The sequence below is a fragment of the Butyrivibrio hungatei NK4A153 genome (genome assembly GCF_000424465.1).
In the GTDB taxonomy this organism is placed as follows: Bacteria; Bacillota; Clostridia; order Lachnospirales; family Lachnospiraceae; genus Butyrivibrio; species Butyrivibrio hungatei_A.
In genome coordinates this window covers 196,838-212,955 of record NZ_AUJY01000012.1, presented here as the reverse complement: position 1 = coordinate 212,955, position 16,118 = coordinate 196,838, and the positions used below count along the sequence as shown (strand labels likewise).

The following is a 16,118-nucleotide window of genomic DNA, read 5'->3' as shown; positions in this document are numbered from 1 at the left end:
TAGGCCGTTACCCTGCCAACTGGCTAATCTGACGCGGGCCCATCTCATACCACCGGAGTTTTTCACACTGTATCATGCGATACCGTGCGCTTATGCGGTATTAACAGTCGTTTCCAGCTGTTATCCCCCAGTATGAGGCAGGTTGCCCACGCGTTACTCACCCGTCCGCCACTAAGATTTAACAAGAATCTGCCGAAGCTTCATCAGCGTTAAATCTCCGTTCGACTTGCATGTGTTAGGCACGCCGCCAGCGTTCATCCTGAGCCAGGATCGAACTCTCACGTTTAAAAGTTTAATCCGGCTAAGAACTTAAGCTTGGCTTTTCGTTCTGTCCGTTAATTTACATTTTTCTGAATTATTCTCTTGGAATCTTTCAGGGTTGCATTACTGTTTATTTGTCAAAGTGCTTTGTTTGCGCTGTCCTCAGCGACAGCTTACTTAGAATATCACAGGGTATAGGCCGTGTCAACACCTTTTTTAAAATTTTTTGATTATTTTATAAAACTTTTTAAAAATTGGTCTTTAAAACTCCCAAAAACCTCTTCCCATGCGGCCTGGAGGGTTGTCAAGAGTTTTATATCAGTAATGTATTCTATCAGGTATAAAATCGCAATTGCTTCAATCAATCCAAGCACCGCTCCAAGAATCCTGTCAAAGCTTCCCAACACAGGTATTTCCTTCATTTTCCGAAGGTTTTCCCCGATCGCGGTCATTACTCTGTAAACAACGAACGCCACAATCAGATATCCAATCTTTGGAATTATGCCTCCAAAGCTCTTATCCAGGACATTTTCCATTATGCCCATAATAAAATACACCGATGCAAATGTCGCCAAGACAGCAATTAAGCCTGCCGCTTCCGCAACCAGGCCAATATTTGATCCGTATGATATTCTCCATAAAATAATACAGACTACCGCAACTGTAATTACAATCTGTGAAATGTCTATACTCATAATAATCCTCTGTCCGTGCTTCTTAATACAAGCACAACAATATAAACTCACTTAAGTACCAATGTATCAATGCTTTCTCTTGTTGCCAAAATGAAATTACTCTTTGAACCTGTAGGTATCATTGTCCTTACCGGTTCTTCAAATGTTCCCTGATACTTGACTCTTCCGTTCATATCTTTTATCAGATAATCATTTTGATTATAGATAACAATCTGCTTATTACTAAAAATAATATCCGCGCCGTCGATATCATAATATGTGGTCAACACGTGATTTCCCGCCGTGTTATACACTTCAAGCCTGTATGCTCCCTTATCGGAACCTTCAGCAAACACAAGTCCGACATAAGAATCACTGTAACGCACAGATCTTATTTCATCGTTCTCTATTGTTTCCTCCGCCTGCTTCTCAGGTTTCTGCGATCCTGAATAGAACATGATCTTGTCATTGGAAACTGAAAATGACTTATCAGAGTCAAAAAACTGAACAAAAGGAGCAACGGAATTATTATAATTGTAAGAGCTGACCAGATTATCTTCTACATTTTTTCCAACATCGCCAAAATTATAAAAAGCAACTTTCGATATTATATTTCCATCTTCAGGTCCGAGGTACGATACGCACACAAGCTGACCGTTCGGAGAAATACTGATCTTCTGCGGATATCCATAATCTTTCATTGTTGTTCTGAATCTGGCAAGTTCTTCACCTTGCGCGCTGTAAAGATATATCCAGGCAACGTCTTCTCCGTCAAGAACCGCAGCAACCACACCCTGCGATGACACGCAAAAATCTCTCATAGGCATGTTTATATCCACTTTTCCCAACAGACCGTTGATATCGCCCACATAGATCTCGTGGCCGTTATCATCTCCGATAGCTATGGTATTGGCGCATGTTCTTGCTTTTGGATTCTGCATCTGATACGGCTGAGTCCAAAGTGCCTTTCCGGATGAATCATAGCAACTCACACCGTCCTTACTGCACCGCACCATGTGTCCGCCGAGACTTACTATCTTAGTATCGTCTTCAATAGATATAGGCACGCCTTTTACCGTAATCGCTTCAGAATACACCTTGTCACGCCAACTTATGTATATGACCGAGATCATAACCGTACAAAATACGATAAGAACCACCGCTCTTATAAAAACTTTAAGCTTGTGGCTCCTGATTTTTTCTTTGTAAGAGGTCTGCCTGTCAGATGCACCGCTCTTTTTCCTGCTATTCAATTTACCAGCATATGTACTAAAGTCACGTACTTCTGCCAAGACAAACCTCCATAATATCAGCTTCGCAAAAAGCTTTTTTCTAATTTATCAGAATTATACGAACTGATAGATTGTTGTTGTATCATAAACCTTATCAGGACCAAAAACAGGCTTAGGGAAGCCTTCCTGATTGATAGAGTTGGGATAGAACTGTGTCTCAAGGCACACTCCTTCTCTGCTCTTATAGCTTACTCCACCCTTGCAATTTTCTCCGCTAAGGAAGTTCCCTGCATAGAGCTGAACACCCGGAAGATCGGTGAAGCACTTCATTGTGATACCTGTCTGAGCTGATGAAAGAACAGCGATCTCATTGATAGAACCGTCAGCATTATCAACAACGTAGTTGTGATCGTATCCGCCAACAGCCTTAAGCTGCTCGTTATCTGCATTGATATCTTTTCCGATAGTCTTCTCTGCAAGGAAATCAAAAGGTGTTCCGACAACACTTGCAATCTCGCCTGTAGGAATAGCTGCAGAATCGATTACAGGTGTATAGTGTGACGCATTAAGCTTAAGTGTATGATCAAGGATCGATCCCTGACCGTTCAAGTTAAAGTATGCGTGATTTGTCATATTGATAAGTGTATTTGCATCACTTGTTGCATTGTAATGGATAGACAATGAATTGTCGTCTGAAAGAGAATATGTAACTTCAAATACTCTGTTTCCGGCAAATCCAAGGTCGCCATCCTCTGATTTAAGAGTGAATTTAACGCTGTCATCACCTTCTACGGCATCCCATACTCTCTTATGGAATCCGTTATTCATATCTGTGTGAAGGTTATTGGGTCCATCATTAACAGGAAGAGAGAATTCTTTTCCGTCAATCTTGTACTTAGCTTCGCAGATTCTGTTAGCTGTAGGTCCTACAGTCGATCCGAGGAAGCATGAGTTCTCAAGATATCCGGCAAGATCGTCATATCCAAGAACAACGTCAACAACCTTTCCATCCTTATCAGGTACAAAAATATTCTTGATAGTAACTCCGAAGTTGATAACAACAACCTCAACATTGTTCTTGTTTGAGATATGATACTCAAACACCTGCTCCTTATTTGGTGTTTCTCCAAATAACACTTTTTTTACTGCCATTTTTTACATTACCTCCATAATTCGTGAACATTACAGTTCTGTTCTACCTTCCAAAGCCCTGAGCAAAGTAACTTCATCAATATATTCCAAGTCTCCGCCTACAGGAACACCACTGGCTATTCTCGTAACTTTAATGCCTGTGGGTTTGATCAGCTTACTTATATACATTGCTGTTGTTTCACCTTCAAGACTTGAATTGGTCGCTACAATAACTTCCTCAACATCTTCTGTCTGAAGCCTCTGCATAAGCTCAGCCAGTCTTATATCCCCCGGACCAATTCCCAACATCGGAGAGATCGCACCATGCAGTACATGATACACCCCTTCGTACTTCCCGGTTTTCTCATATGCCGCCAGATCTCTGGCATTTTCCACAACCATAATAATCTTGTGATTTCTGTTCTGATTACCGCATATAGGGCAGATGTCTTCATCGGTAAGAGTACAGCACACTTTGCAGTAATGCACATTTTCTCTCGCACTTGTTATTGAATCGGCAAGCTTTTTTACCCTGTCCTTAGGGAGATTGATTATATAAAAAGCAAGCCTCTGCGCCGATTTGCCACCTATTCCCGGCAGGGAAGCAAGTTCATCTATCAGCCGATTAATATGTCCGCTGTAAAGATCCATCAGAAAGGAAATCCTCCGCCTAATCCGCCTGTCATCTTGCCGATCATGGCTCCGCTTGCTTCGTCAGCCTGCTTCATAGCCTCGTTAACTGCGGCAACTATCATATCCTGAAGCATCTCAACATCATCGGGATCAACCGCATCAGGTGATATAACAACGCTCTTTAAAGTCTTATTTCCATATACAGTCGCCTCTACAGCACCGCCGCCGGATTTGGCAGTGAATTCTTTGGTCTCAAGTTCTTTCTGACTCTCCTCCATCTGACGCTGCATTCTCTGCGCCTGTTTCATAAGATTGTTCATGTTTCCGGGCATTCCGCCTCCGGGGAAACCGCCTCTTTTAGCCATTTCTAGTTCTCCTTTTCTTCATCTTCTGTAACTATATCAAAATTTATAGCTTGCAAATTTACGAAGTTTTCTTCAAAAGTCTGCTGTGGCTCAACATAGCGCGTCTCAAATGCCACATGCTTGCCGATAGAATTATCAAGAACATTTTGAAGATCCTCAGCCGACTGTCCCGAAGAATATTTATCGGCGAGTTGCTTGTTGTCAAAAACAATCTGCAGTGCATCGTTGTTTCCAAGACTCAACTTTGCTCTCTGCAGGTAGGTCTTCATGGGATTTTCCATTCCCGCGATAACCCTCGGCCAATTCGAAACAATTCGCTTTATATCATCGGGAACAGCCCTGTCCAGCACCTTCTTTTCCCTTACAATATCAGAACTCCCGGAGGCGGCCGCAGCACTCGTTGTAACAGCGATCTGTCCACCCTGAATTCCCTTTAACAGCTTCGAATTCTCTTCGGCATTCTTCTCCAGGATCCTAAGCCTGTCCTCGAGCGAATCTTCACCCGGCTCCATCTGCGGCTTACACATCTTGATAAGAGTTATTTCTATAAGTACCCTCTTCTGCGTAGCAAAGCGCAGCTGAGAAGAAAGTTCGGAAAAAATTCTGATATATCTAAGAAGAACGTCTACATCAACGCCTTCTGCCTGTTCCTTCAGCACTTTCAGGTTATCGGTGGAAATATCAACAACATCTTCCATCTGATCCGAAGCCTGAATAAGCATAAGATTGCGCAGATACCAGACAAAATCATTTACAAACTGCGAAAGCTCTCGTCCCTGAACGACTACATCTGCCAATATCTTGAGTGCTTCATCCGCGTTCTGACTATATATTGCGGAAAAGAGCTTGCTAAACACCTCAGTGTCAACGGCTCCGAGCACATTCAGCACCTTATCGTAGGTAAGCTCTTCGCCATAATTAAACGCAACGCACTGATCAAGTAGACTCAGAGAATCTCTCATAGATCCGTCTGCAGTCTTTGCAATATATCTGAGCGCCCTCTCCTCGACCGTGATTCCTTCCGAATCAACAACTTCTCTGAGGCGCTGCTCAATACTGTCCACTGTAATCCTATGGAAGTCATATCTCTGACATCTTGAAAGAATTGTGATAGGAATCTTATGAACTTCCGTTGTTGCCAGAATAAACATTACATATGACGGAGGTTCCTCCAGAGTTTTCAAAAGCGCGTTAAAAGCACCCGTAGACAACATGTGAACCTCGTCTATGATGTACACTTTGCGCTTTCCCTTTGTCGGAGAATAAGAAACTTCGTCTATAATCTCTCTTACATTATCAACACCGTTGTTCGACGCAGCATCGATCTCTATCACATTCATGCTGTTTCCGGCGGCAATCTCCCTGCACATCTCGCATTCACCACAGGGGCTTCCGTCTATCGGATGTTCACAATTTACGGCTTTTGCCAGAATCTTGGCAACAGAAGTCTTACCTGTTCCGCGTGTTCCGCAAAACAGGTAAGCGTGTCCGACTCTGTCAGATCTGATCTGATTTTTCAGCGTGGTTACTATATGATCCTGTCCTTTTACATCTTCAAAAACAGGTGGTCTGAATTTTCTGTATAATGCAACATAACTCATCTAAAATAATTGCTCCAAACAAAACTTTTTTATTGCTTAATCTCCGAAGCAAACTCCCAAAGCCTTGGCCTCTTTGATTATTCCGGCATCAGGTGCCACAGATTTAAGCTTGCCCGCAATTTCCTTAAGCGGAACCTTAACTATCTCTCTGTTCTTGTAAGCCACCATATATCCGTACTGCTTTTTAAGCACAAGCCAGCCGGCTTCCGCACCGAGTCTCGATGCAAAAACTCTGTCATAAGGATCAGGCGCTCCACCTCTTTGCATGTGGCCGGGAACGGTAACTCTTACTTCGTGTCCGGTCTTTTTCTGGATCGCATCGGCAATCTCATATGAAACAGAAGGATATTTGCGGTTTGCTACCTTCTCTTTATATTCTTTCTTGGAAAGCTTGGCGTCCTTCTTGGAAATCGCGCCCTCTGCAACCGCGATAATGGTAAATCTGCTGCCGTGCTCATCACGAGCTCTTATCGCATTGCACACCTTGTCTATATCATAAGGAATCTCAGGTATAAGGACTACATCCGCTCCGCCCGCAATTCCTGCGTTAAGAGTAAGCCAGCCTACCTTATGTCCCATTACTTCAATGATAAATACTCGTCCGTGCGAATCGGCCGTAGTATGGATGTTATCAATTACGCCCGTCGCAATATCAACCGCACTCTGGAAGCCGAATGTCATATCCGTTCCCCACAGATCGTTGTCGATAGTCTTCGGAAGAGAAACAATATTAAGTCCTTCTTCGCTCAAAAGATTCGCAGTCTTCTGTGAACCGTTTCCTCCGAGTATCACGAGACAATCCAGCTTTAACTTGTAATAGTTCTGCTTCATTGCCTCAACTTTATCAAGTCCGTTCTCATCCGGATCCTTGATCGTCTTAAAAGGTGTTCTCGAACTTCCGAGTATTGTGCCACCTTTTGTAAGTATGCCCGAAAAATCCCTGGAAGTAAGCATACGAAAATCGCCGTATATAAGCCCTTTGTAGCCATTCAAAAAACCGTAGAACTCAACTTCTTCACCACTGTTGGCGATGCATTTAACAACGCCCCTCATAGCAGCATTCAAAGCCTGACAGTCACCACCGCTGGTCAACATCCCGATTCTAATCATAATGAATAGGCCTCCTCCTATTTTTTATCGCATACTACCGTTAATTATACAAAATAATATTCCCAATGCCAAGTTAATACCGATTGACGAAGGCCTGTATAATAAGTATAATGTAAAACGTTCTGGAGTCGTATCAAAGTGGTCGTAATGAGGCGCACTCGAAATGCGTTTGTCCTTTTTGGGCACGAGGGTTCGAATCCCTCCGACTCCGCTATATTGTAAAAATGCTGTTTTAATCAGTAATAAGAATTGGTTTGTTTGATCATGGTAATATTTTACCATGAAAAAAGAGAAGTAATTGGCTGTTTCCAGCTATCACTTCTCTTTTTTCATGAACTGATTATTTCACAGCCCCTTTGAATGGCAAAAGCACATTTCCCACTATACATTCATGCGGACTACTTAAGGAATGCATCGGGAATGTACAATTTAACTGAGTTTGAATAGATAACAAAAAGAATTATCAGGAACATCAATATTACTGCAGAGTATAGATACAGCATAGCGTTCTTGTTTCTCTTATATTTCTCAAATACAATACCGAATACCATACAGAGCACCACTATTCCAAAGATAAGATAGATGCCGATTCCAAGCATTGCTTTTATCATAGTAAAGAATATTGCAAGTATTATGCAGGGAATCATAAATGCTGACTTGATACCCGCAATCGCAACAGCTTCCTTAAATTCGATATCAATATTCATTGCTCTTCCTGCGGCAAACATAAGAAGTGCAAATACTACCGCAAGCAAAGCAGAGAACAACATGGCAAGGATAAAAGATCCTCCTGCCGAAAATGTATATCCTGACAGATCCATGAACGGAAATACCTGTTCCTGCATCTCATTGTTTATCTTACAAATAACTACAGCCACAAAAATTGATGAGAATATAATCTGAGCAACCATAAATATAAGCGCGGAAGTAAAATTCTTTCCTGCGGCAAAAGTTGCACCGTTGGTAACGGGCTTGCTGAACAAGTCAACAAATCTTGCAAATGCTTCAGATGCATCCTCTTTGATCGCAACAAAATCAACCTCAGGCTTCTTTGCAGAACGCTCCTTTTTACTCTTTACTTCCTTCTTGGCAGGTTCTTCCTTAACTTCCGCATTTGAAACAACACTGAATACCGGCTTGGTATTAACTAATCCTTCAGCCTTTGTTTCTATTGCCTCTTCAGCTTTTGCTTCGGCAGTCTCTTCTTTTACTTCAGAAGTTTCTTCTGTTGTTTCAGCTTTCATCTCAGCCTTCGGCTCTGCTTTAGCCTTTGCTCTTGTCTTTTTTACAGCCTTCTCTTCAAGTTTTTCCTCTGATGATTCGTCAAATGTCTTCATCTCTTCAGCAAATGTTTCGTTCTTCTTGGCACGTGTGGATTTTCTCTTAGGCTTAGCCTTACGCTCTTCCTCTCCGAATTCTCTTTTATCCATCATATCGAAAACTTTTCTTATCTCGTCATTGGCTTCACGTTTATTCTGCGCTTGCGCACATGTACAAAGTTCTCCGTCCGCAAGTTCTTTTCCACAATATTCGCATACACCCATCTGTATTACCTCCTGCTATCCATCCCCCTCTATCGCATGCCTTGAATAAAGTGTCTGATAGCCTGTTTCTAAATTGATAATTATACTTTACTTGCAAATTAACATTCCAAGTATACTTATGTTACCATTCTTGTTACCATTACGTCAATATGTATTTGTAATAATCTACGAAAAATAATACCGATCACAAGCAAATTCGCTTATAATCGGTATTTTAATAAAAATTTATTCTGTTAAAAAAGTGTTATCTATGTTCTTTCCACATGTCGCTTACAAAATACATCAGTGCCGACCACGTATATACTGAATAGAAGTGTCCTCTGTCATCCATTCCTTTTTTCAAAAGATCTTTTGCCTTAGCCTTATCAACAAAAACAAATCCGTCAAAGCACTCCTGCCCTTCAGCTCCCGACTGCGTAAGATCAGACAGATCGTGCCCCTTCAAAACGACTCCGACAAGAGCATTGCTCTCATCCGTCATTCCGGGAGTGCTGAACAAAAGCGGATTGATAACATATACTTCATCCCTTGATTCATCGACAACAATTCCCGTCTCCTCGTGGATTTCCCTGATTGCAGTAGTGATAACCGGAGAACCGCCGTCCTTATCTTCGGGATCTACAAGTCCCGCAGGAACTCCGAGCAAAAATCTTCCGACAGGATATCTGTACTCATATGAAAGAAGAAGCTTCGGCTCATCGCCGTCTTCAATAACCACTACACAGCTGACGGCATCGGGAACCATTTTCTTAAACTCTTCATCACTCTTAATAGAAGCAAGCTCATCAAGCGGCCTTCTTGTCGCATTAAAATAATGTCTTCCTTCATCGTACTGAAGATCAAAAACCCTGATAAACTTTTCATCGAACACGGGCTTAACTTTTTCTTTTGTAATCTTTGGTCCTTCCATACCCCACCTCACATCTGATGTCTTACCACTTTGTATTCATCATTGTCCTGATAATACGGGCAATCCTTGTTGTTTCCGGACATAAGCCTATAATAATCATCTTCGTCCATATTGACCATGCACGTATAACATTCCCAGTCTTCGTCATAGACATAATTTGCACAAGTATCACAGATCATACAAAATCCTCTCTCATTGGATTAAAGATATCAAGAAGAACACCCTTCTCAAGACACACGCATCCGTGCTCGACGCTGTCTGTCTTAAGCATTGTATCCCCTGCTTTAACCACCTTTTTTACACCATCGATCTCAAATTCAAACTTTCCGCTCACAACATAAGTAATCTGCGTATGCGGATGGTGATGAAGGGCTCCTATAGCACCTTCCTCAAAAGTATTCTCAACGCACATCAGGTCTTTGCTGTACGCAAGAACCCTTCTCACTACGCCATTACCCTGATCCTCAGGCTTAACATCATCATAAAAAACCCATCTATCATCTAACATGAATATACCTCCAAAATAATTTTACAGAACAAACCTCTATCTCAAGATAACAAAGATAGAGATATGATTCCATTCTTTTTTTACTTACGCAATAAAAATATAAACATATATAAATTGCATACTACTATCTGTCCAATTCTGCCAAAACTTCCAAATTTGCTTTCTCATACAAATTTAAAACATCAGGTTCAAATGATTTTTCTTTGTCAGGGACATACCATAATTGCATTTCAAAATAATTCTGCAACTTATCATCATTAAAAACATATCCATGTCTGGCATATATTTCATTTTTGATAATATGTATCATCAATTTAGGCATTTCTTCAAATTGTTCCTTTGAATACACAACACTATCTGTGGAAAGTAATGGTTCAAAAATCCACGAACCATCCGTAACCATCTGACTTTCTTTATATCCATTTACAAATTCATAATATTCCTTATCATTAACTATATTCTCTCGCTTTTTCTTCTCCTCCATAATCTGCTCCGCAGACCAATAAGATTGATATTTTTCTTCGCTTTCCTCATCAATCTCACATTGTTTTTCAACATTCATATTACCTGAGTTCATTCTTTTTAAAGAAAAAGTACCATCTAACGCATATTCACTACTAACTTCATCATCTATATCAATTTTCACAATTACTTCTTCTTGTGAAAGAAGCACTTCTATTGATCCATTATTTCCCCATCCATCATCTGTATAATCAAGCATAACTTTTCCATTCTCTATAACTCCGACTATATTTTCTATAGTAGCCACCCGCTGGCTCTCTGCTTGTTGATAAAAAACATTCCCTTTAAGTTCTCCATTGCTACTTTTTTCAATCGTGAATATCATTCCGCCATTAGCAACAATTTCATCATAAGTTTTTCCATCTGTGCTCCAAATACCCTCACACATAGCATAAGCATCCTGCATATCATTGCTCTTGTGTAATTCATTTTCTGAACAGCCCAGCAAAAATAACAAAAGCACATATCCAAACATCCACGCCTTTTTTCTTGTGATTCTTTGCATGATATCCCCCCACCATATATTAAACCAACTGAAACTTCGCAGTTGCAAAACAGCGAAGTTTCAGTAAATAAACAATATAATATCTTCGTTAATACAACGCCATCAGAAATTCATAGCATCAACAAAAGAATCGTCAAAGTCTTCTTTATTGGCGAGCACAACCTCCGTTGCACATTCACTTATCTTATTCAGATTAGATAAAGCTTCCTCTTTTCTTCCGGTAATAATCTCAGAAAGCAATTTCACTGCGCCTTTTAGTGCACTGTTCCCGATACTCTCGGCTTTTCCTGCAAAGCTGTCGGGAAAAAGCCTGATATACCTTATCCTATCATAATTAAGATTCGTTCCAAATCCGCCTGCAACATACACCTTGTCAGGAGCATCATCTCCTACAAGTTCTTTAAGTCCTGTGTAGACCGCACCCTTTGCAAGCTGGATCATTCTTATATCCTGCTGAATCACAGTCAGTTCAGCGTCGTCCGTAAGGGCGAAACCCCTGTCAAAAAATTCATCTGCAAGAAGTCCGCTTTTATCAACAATCCCATTTCGTACAAGCTCAGAAACCGCCTCCATTATGCCCGTTCCGCACAGTCCTATGGGTGCCTTACCACCTATAGTACTTATTTTCGTAAAAAAGCCGTTGTCGCGGCTACCATCTATATAAACCCTGCATATCGCGCCGGGCACGGACGCAGTTCCGCAGGATATTCCGCCGCCTTCAAATACTGGACCCGCCGCAGTCGAAGTCACCTTAAGATTTTTTCCGTCAAAAAAGGCCATCTCCCCGTTGGTTCCAAGATCCAAGAGCAGTTCTTTTCTGTTATCTTTATTTATAATTTCCGAACAGTAAATTCCTGAAACGATATCCGCTCCGACAAATGCAGATATTCCCGGCATTGTCACAAGCTTTGTCCCAAACATCTCAGTTTCATATACGCAGTTATCAACCGGCTTATACGGATATTTTCCGAGTCCCTCGATATCAAGACCTCTGAAAATATGAAGCATCGTGGTATTCCCCGTAACAACTATCGCGGCCAAGTCTCCAGAAGCTCTTTTACCAAGTTTTTCAATCAATGCTGAAATATCATCAAGCACCAACTCTCTGAGTTCATCAAGCTTTTCCTTGTTTCCCACACTACCTAATCCGGACGCATACGCAATCCTCGATATAACATCCGCGCCGACACGCCTCTGATGATTTATACCGCCTGCCGTATCTATTATTTCTTTTTCCCCGTCAAGCGACACTCCCACAAGCGCCGCCGCGATCGTCGTTGTACCGATGTCGACAGCTATGCCGTACTTATCATATTTTTTTCCGGAAAAAGAGCTCTTTGCCGTCTCCGCCACGATATCCTCTTCGGAAGATCCCGCGCCATCGATACACACCTTGCAATCCGTTTCAAGGCTGCACCTGCACAAAAGTCTTACGCCCTGCGCAATTTCTTTTTCACTTAAAAAACTCTTATCGAGTGTATTCGGATAAGGCGCGCCCTCCGTGAATCGCACTTTGCACTTTCCGCATCTGCCCACTCCGCCGCACGGATAAGATGCCTCAAAACCCGCATCCGCAAGAAGCCCTTTTAACTGCTTTCCTTTAAGGGTTTCAAGAGTAACATTATTATTTTTGTATTCAATGCCGACCCTGATTTTCTTCACTCATACCACCGCGCAAACTGTTTTTTTCTACTTTAGAGTATCATACCATTATTTTCCCGATATTATAGTTTTTTAAGATTAAATGTGCGAAAATATTACTTGTAAACTCACAAAAAATCTAAAATAAACAGAGGTTTTCCACAATATACTCTGAATTTTAGTTATGAAAGGAGACAGTTATGGGGCTTATTCAAGCAGCAATGGCAGCCGGAGGCAGCGTACTCGCCGATCAGTGGAGAGAGTATTTTTACTGTCCTTCATTATCAAACGACACATTACTTACAAAAGGTGAAAAAAAGGCCGGAAGAGGCTCAAATAAAAAAGGATCCGACAACGTGATCTCAGACGGATCAATCATCGCTATCAACGAAGGTCAGTGCATGATCCTTGTTGATCAGGGACAGATTACCGAGATCTGCGCCGAGGCAGGCGAATTCGTATACGACGTTTCAACCGAATCTTCAATCTTTTACGGAAACTTAAGCGAATCTATCGTAAACAGTTTCAAGGAATTCGGAAAAAGAGTTGGATTCGGCGGAGTTGCTCCCAAAGACCAGCGCGTATATTTCATAAATACAAAAGAAATCCTCGGAAACAAATACGGCACGGTCAATCCCGTTCCATTCCGCGTAGTTGACACAAATATCGGCCTTGATATGGATGTAAGCATCAAATGTCACGGCGAATACAGTTACAGAGTTGTTGATCCCGTTCTTTTCTACAAGAACATCTGCGGAAACGTGGAGGGATCTTTCACCAAGGAAAAAATAGATTCGCAGCTTAAGAGTGAGCTTCTCACAGCTCTTCAGCCCGCATTTGCAAAGATCTCCGAGATGGGCATAAGATACAGCGCGCTTCCCGGTCACACAACCGAGATTGCAAACGCTCTCAACGAAGTTCTTTCAGATAAATGGGCAGGATTCTACGGAATCACCATTACAAGCTTTGGCGTAAGCTCTGTAATCGCAAACGAAGAAGATGAAAAGACTATAAAAGAGCTTCAGCGCGCAGGCGCACTCAGAAATCCCAACATGGCCGCCGCCACTATCGCAAGTGCACAGGCACAGGCTATGCAAGATGCAGCAAAAAACACCGCAGCAGGCCCTATGATGGCATTCGCAGGAATGAACATGGCTCAGCAGGCAGGTGGAATGAACGCAAACCAGCTCTTTGCAATGGGCGCACAACAGCAGGCTCAGCCCGCTCAGGCATCTGCAGGATCGTGGACATGTTCATGCGGTTCTGTAAATACAGGTAACTTCTGCTCTAACTGCGGTGCCAAGAAGCCTTCAACTTCATGGACCTGCTCTTGCGGAACTGTAAATGAAGGAAACTTCTGCACAAGCTGCGGTTCACCCAAAGCAAATTGATTTATTGAGGATAATATGGCTTTACAAGAATATGAATGCCCCGCCTGTGGCGGGGCTATGGAATTTAATCCCAAAACCCAGAAACTGAAATGTCCATATTGCGATTCTGAATTTGATGTAAAAGACTATGTGGCAAACCACAACTCAAGCAGCACCGGCACGCCGACAGAAAGCACTTCTTCCGAAACCGGAGAAAGCGAACCTCTTTTTATCTATTCATGCGGTTCCTGCGGCGGTGAGATCATCACTACAGAATCACTTGGCTCTACCAAATGCCCTTTTTGCAGCAATAACATCGTAGTAAAAGAGAAATTTACCGGCGAATTCAAGCCGGACTACATAATTCCTTTTGCCAAGACAAAAGAGGACGCGGTAAGCACCTACAAAAGCTATGTAGCTGAAAGAAAGCTGGTGCCGCCGGTTTTTGCGGAAAAAAATCACATCGATGAGATACGCGGAATTTATGTCCCTTTCTGGCTCTACGATGCTACCGAACATTTCAGCGGCGAATACAAGGCAACAAAGCACAGATCATGGTCCGATTCAAGATATTATTACACGGAGACCAAGTACTACAGTGTGCTTCGCGAAGGTAGCGAAAGTTTCAAGCAGGTTCCCGTTGATGCTTCAAAGGAAATGCCTGACGACCTCATGGATTCCCTTGAACCGTTTGACAGAAGCAAGATGCTCTCGTTTAACATGGGCTATCTCGCAGGTTTCCTGGCAAACAAATACAATGTAACTTCTGAAGAATCGATATCCAGAGCCCTGTCACGAATGGAACATACGACTACCATCGACTTCCAGCAGACAGTTTCAGGGTACGACTCTGTTACTCCCGTGAATGTTACGTGCAGTACGGTTAACTCTTCCCACAAATATGCACTCTACCCCGTGTACATACTTAACACGAGCTGGAATGGCCAAAACTATCTTTTTGCCATGAACGGACAAACCGGTAAATTTGTAGGAAAACTTCCTTTTAGTTTCACGCAGGCTTTGAAGTACTATATACCGTTTGCACTCGGATTTACCGCACTTGCTTATATTGCCATGTTCTTTTTCATGTAACTTCGCTATACCAAAAGGTTATTACAGTAAAACAATATGAAAAAAATAATTTTTATAAACAAACATATACATATATTGGGACTTCTTGTTGCAGTATTTATCTGCTTTTTCACAAGTCTTCCTGTTCATGCCGACCAGACGCCTCTTTGGGACGATTACTCGATTCCCGCAACGAGGCAAAAAGAAAGACTCCTTGACCAGGCCGAACTGCTTAGTTCATCCGAAAAAGCCACAATACTCAGCAAGCTTAACGAACTCAGCGAAAAACAGCACTGCAACGTAGTCATCCTGACCGTAACTTCCCACTCGGGAAGCATTGAAGCTTTTGCTGACGATTATTTTGATTACAACGGATTTGGTGCCGATTACAACGATGCCGGTGTTCTCTTTGTTCTTTCCATGGATACAAGAGAATGGGCCATAAGCACATCAGGCGACGGAATTTCTGCTTTCACCGACTACGGCCAGGCGGAAATGACCGACGAAATGCTGCCCTATCTAAAAGACGGCGACTACTACGGTGCATTTGAAGTCTATATCGAGAAAGCCGACCATTACCTTGATCTGTTTTACGCAGGAACACCGTATGATATCGAGGAGGGCTCGGGAACTTCATATGATTCCGGAAGCACCTACGATCCTAAGAGCCACATTTTTCTGAGCATCCTCATAGGACTTGCAACCGCGATCATACCTATAGGCGTTATGGCAGCGAAGCTAAATACCGTTCACATCAACAACAGTGCATCGGAATACCGCACCCATGACGGAATTCATATGAAAGTTCATACCGACACTTTCATTACAAGCAGCGTATCAAGGGTAAGAAAATCCGAAGACAACGGCTCCAAAAGCCACTCCGGAGGCGGCAGTTCTTTTCACACCTCAAGTTCCGGGCATTCTCACGGAGGAAGCCACGGACACTTCTGATATAATCTGTATATTTATTTTTTATCATTTCTTTATTAACTGTTTTATGTAAATTAAGTCTTCTTTGAGCTATACTAGATATAAGTTCA

General features: G+C 42.1%; 16 protein-coding genes, 1 tRNA gene and 1 rRNA gene. 4 read left to right on the top strand and 14 right to left on the bottom strand.

The features are described from left to right. The 8 genes from G628_RS0108805 to G628_RS0108770 all read right to left on the bottom strand — a co-directional run. A 16S ribosomal RNA gene (locus G628_RS0108805) occupies positions 1 to 286 on the bottom strand; the annotation flags it as partial. 205 nt (positions 287 to 491) lie between these two features. Next, positions 492 to 956: a CvpA family protein gene (locus G628_RS0108800; RefSeq protein WP_027208961.1), complete on the bottom strand. Its 465-nt coding sequence runs from the start codon at positions 954 to 956 to the stop codon at positions 492 to 494. 47 nt (positions 957 to 1,003) lie between these two features. Beyond that, on the bottom strand, positions 1,004 to 2,227 hold the full coding sequence (locus tag G628_RS0108795) for a DUF5711 family protein (RefSeq protein WP_026656494.1): 1,224 nt from the start codon (positions 2,225 to 2,227) through the stop codon (positions 1,004 to 1,006). 54 nt (positions 2,228 to 2,281) lie between these two features. Then, complete coding sequence (locus tag G628_RS0108790; RefSeq protein ID WP_026656493.1) at positions 2,282 to 3,319, bottom strand: aldose epimerase family protein; 1,038 nt, start codon at positions 3,317 to 3,319, stop codon at positions 2,282 to 2,284. A gap of 30 nt (positions 3,320 to 3,349) precedes the next feature. Next, positions 3,350 to 3,949, bottom strand: a complete 600-nt coding sequence (gene recR / locus G628_RS0108785; protein ID WP_026656492.1) for a recombination mediator RecR — start codon at positions 3,947 to 3,949, stop codon at positions 3,350 to 3,352. Continuing rightward, positions 3,949 to 4,296, bottom strand: a complete 348-nt coding sequence (locus G628_RS0108780) for a YbaB/EbfC family nucleoid-associated protein (protein WP_026656491.1) — start codon at positions 4,294 to 4,296, stop codon at positions 3,949 to 3,951. Before G628_RS0108780 ends, recR begins: the two co-directional genes overlap by 1 nt. Positions 4,297 to 4,298: 2 nt before the next feature. Then, positions 4,299 to 5,897 (bottom strand): DNA polymerase III subunit gamma/tau, encoded by a 1,599-nt coding sequence (gene dnaX / locus G628_RS0108775; protein WP_027208960.1) that lies wholly within the window; start codon positions 5,895 to 5,897, stop codon positions 4,299 to 4,301. 36 nt (positions 5,898 to 5,933) lie between these two features. Continuing rightward, positions 5,934 to 7,007: a 6-phosphofructokinase gene (locus G628_RS0108770; RefSeq protein ID WP_026656488.1), complete on the bottom strand. Its 1,074-nt coding sequence runs from the start codon at positions 7,005 to 7,007 to the stop codon at positions 5,934 to 5,936. 124 nt (positions 7,008 to 7,131) lie between these two features. On the opposite strand from G628_RS0108770, the gene G628_RS0108765 reads away from it, so the two are divergent. Then, positions 7,132 to 7,218, top strand: a tRNA-Ser gene (locus G628_RS0108765). A gap of 187 nt (positions 7,219 to 7,405) precedes the next feature. On the opposite strand, the gene G628_RS0108760 is transcribed toward G628_RS0108765, so the two are convergent. From G628_RS0108760 to G628_RS0108735, 6 genes are all read right to left on the bottom strand, one after another. After that, on the bottom strand, positions 7,406 to 8,551 hold the full coding sequence (locus tag G628_RS0108760) for a Yip1 family protein (RefSeq protein ID WP_027208959.1): 1,146 nt from the start codon (positions 8,549 to 8,551) through the stop codon (positions 7,406 to 7,408). Between the two features lie 244 nt (positions 8,552 to 8,795). Beyond that, the gene (locus G628_RS0108755; protein WP_026656486.1) at positions 8,796 to 9,461 is read right to left on the bottom strand and encodes an NUDIX hydrolase; all 666 of its coding nucleotides are present in this window, start codon (positions 9,459 to 9,461) and stop codon (positions 8,796 to 8,798) included. 8 nt (positions 9,462 to 9,469) lie between these two features. After that, a complete protein-coding gene (locus G628_RS18915) occupies positions 9,470 to 9,640 on the bottom strand; it encodes a DUF6472 family protein (protein WP_175531841.1) in 171 nt (56 codons plus the stop codon). After that, entirely contained in the window at positions 9,637 to 9,969 is a 333-nt protein-coding gene (locus G628_RS0108745) for a cupin domain-containing protein (RefSeq protein WP_026656485.1), read from the bottom strand. The genes G628_RS18915 and G628_RS0108745 overlap by 4 nt, the downstream gene beginning before the upstream one ends. Before the next feature lie 124 nt (positions 9,970 to 10,093). Then, a complete protein-coding gene (locus tag G628_RS0108740; RefSeq protein ID WP_027208958.1) occupies positions 10,094 to 10,996 on the bottom strand; it encodes a YARHG domain-containing protein in 903 nt (300 codons plus the stop codon). Positions 10,997 to 11,098: 102 nt separating this feature from the next. Continuing rightward, positions 11,099 to 12,658 carry an ASKHA domain-containing protein gene (locus G628_RS0108735; RefSeq protein ID WP_027208957.1) on the bottom strand — a complete coding sequence of 520 codons (1,560 nt, stop codon included), beginning with the start codon at positions 12,656 to 12,658 and terminating at the stop codon, positions 11,099 to 11,101. A 179-nt stretch (positions 12,659 to 12,837) separates the two neighbouring features. Here G628_RS0108735 and G628_RS0108730 point away from each other — a divergent pair, with 179 nt between their 5' ends. Genes G628_RS0108730 through G628_RS0108720 form a run of 3 tightly spaced genes read left to right on the top strand, consistent with a single transcriptional unit; the run spans position 12,838 to position 16,029 of the window. Beyond that, on the top strand, positions 12,838 to 14,028 hold the full coding sequence (locus G628_RS0108730) for an SPFH domain-containing protein (protein ID WP_026667803.1): 1,191 nt from the start codon (positions 12,838 to 12,840) through the stop codon (positions 14,026 to 14,028). A gap of 15 nt (positions 14,029 to 14,043) precedes the next feature. Then, positions 14,044 to 15,099, top strand: coding sequence for a hypothetical protein (locus G628_RS0108725; protein ID WP_027208956.1), 1,056 nt, complete (start codon positions 14,044 to 14,046; stop codon positions 15,097 to 15,099). A gap of 36 nt (positions 15,100 to 15,135) precedes the next feature. Further along, complete coding sequence (locus tag G628_RS0108720; protein ID WP_051199112.1) at positions 15,136 to 16,029, top strand: TPM domain-containing protein; 894 nt, start codon at positions 15,136 to 15,138, stop codon at positions 16,027 to 16,029. Positions 16,030 to 16,118: the final 89 nt, after the last annotated feature.

Bases quoted from the DNA above. Each gene is read 5' to 3' on its own strand.
- recR (WP_026656492.1), bottom strand. From the start codon at position 3,949: ATGGATCTTTACAGCGGACATATTAATCGGCTGATAGATGAACTTGCT.
- G628_RS0108780 (WP_026656491.1), bottom strand. From the start codon at position 4,296: ATGGCTAAAAGAGGCGGTTTCCCCGGAGGCGGAATGCCCGGAAACATG.
- G628_RS0108770 (WP_026656488.1), bottom strand. From the start codon at position 7,007: ATGATTAGAATCGGGATGTTGACCAGCGGTGGTGACTGTCAGGCTTTG.
- G628_RS0108725 (WP_027208956.1), top strand. From the start codon at position 14,044: ATGGCTTTACAAGAATATGAATGCCCCGCCTGTGGCGGGGCTATGGAA.
- G628_RS0108790 (WP_026656493.1), bottom strand. From the start codon at position 3,319: ATGGCAGTAAAAAAAGTGTTATTTGGAGAAACACCAAATAAGGAGCAG.
- G628_RS0108745 (WP_026656485.1), bottom strand. From the start codon at position 9,969: ATGTTAGATGATAGATGGGTTTTTTATGATGATGTTAAGCCTGAGGAT.
- G628_RS0108800 (WP_027208961.1), bottom strand. From the start codon at position 956: ATGAGTATAGACATTTCACAGATTGTAATTACAGTTGCGGTAGTCTGT.
- G628_RS18915 (WP_175531841.1), bottom strand. From the start codon at position 9,640: ATGATCTGTGATACTTGTGCAAATTATGTCTATGACGAAGACTGGGAA.
- G628_RS0108730 (WP_026667803.1), top strand. From the start codon at position 12,838: ATGGGGCTTATTCAAGCAGCAATGGCAGCCGGAGGCAGCGTACTCGCC.
- G628_RS0108740 (WP_027208958.1), bottom strand. From the start codon at position 10,996: ATGCAAAGAATCACAAGAAAAAAGGCGTGGATGTTTGGATATGTGCTT.
- G628_RS0108755 (WP_026656486.1), bottom strand. From the start codon at position 9,461: ATGGAAGGACCAAAGATTACAAAAGAAAAAGTTAAGCCCGTGTTCGAT.
- dnaX (WP_027208960.1), bottom strand. From the start codon at position 5,897: ATGAGTTATGTTGCATTATACAGAAAATTCAGACCACCTGTTTTTGAA.
- G628_RS0108760 (WP_027208959.1), bottom strand. From the start codon at position 8,551: ATGGGTGTATGCGAATATTGTGGAAAAGAACTTGCGGACGGAGAACTT.
- G628_RS0108720 (WP_051199112.1), top strand. From the start codon at position 15,136: ATGAAAAAAATAATTTTTATAAACAAACATATACATATATTGGGACTT.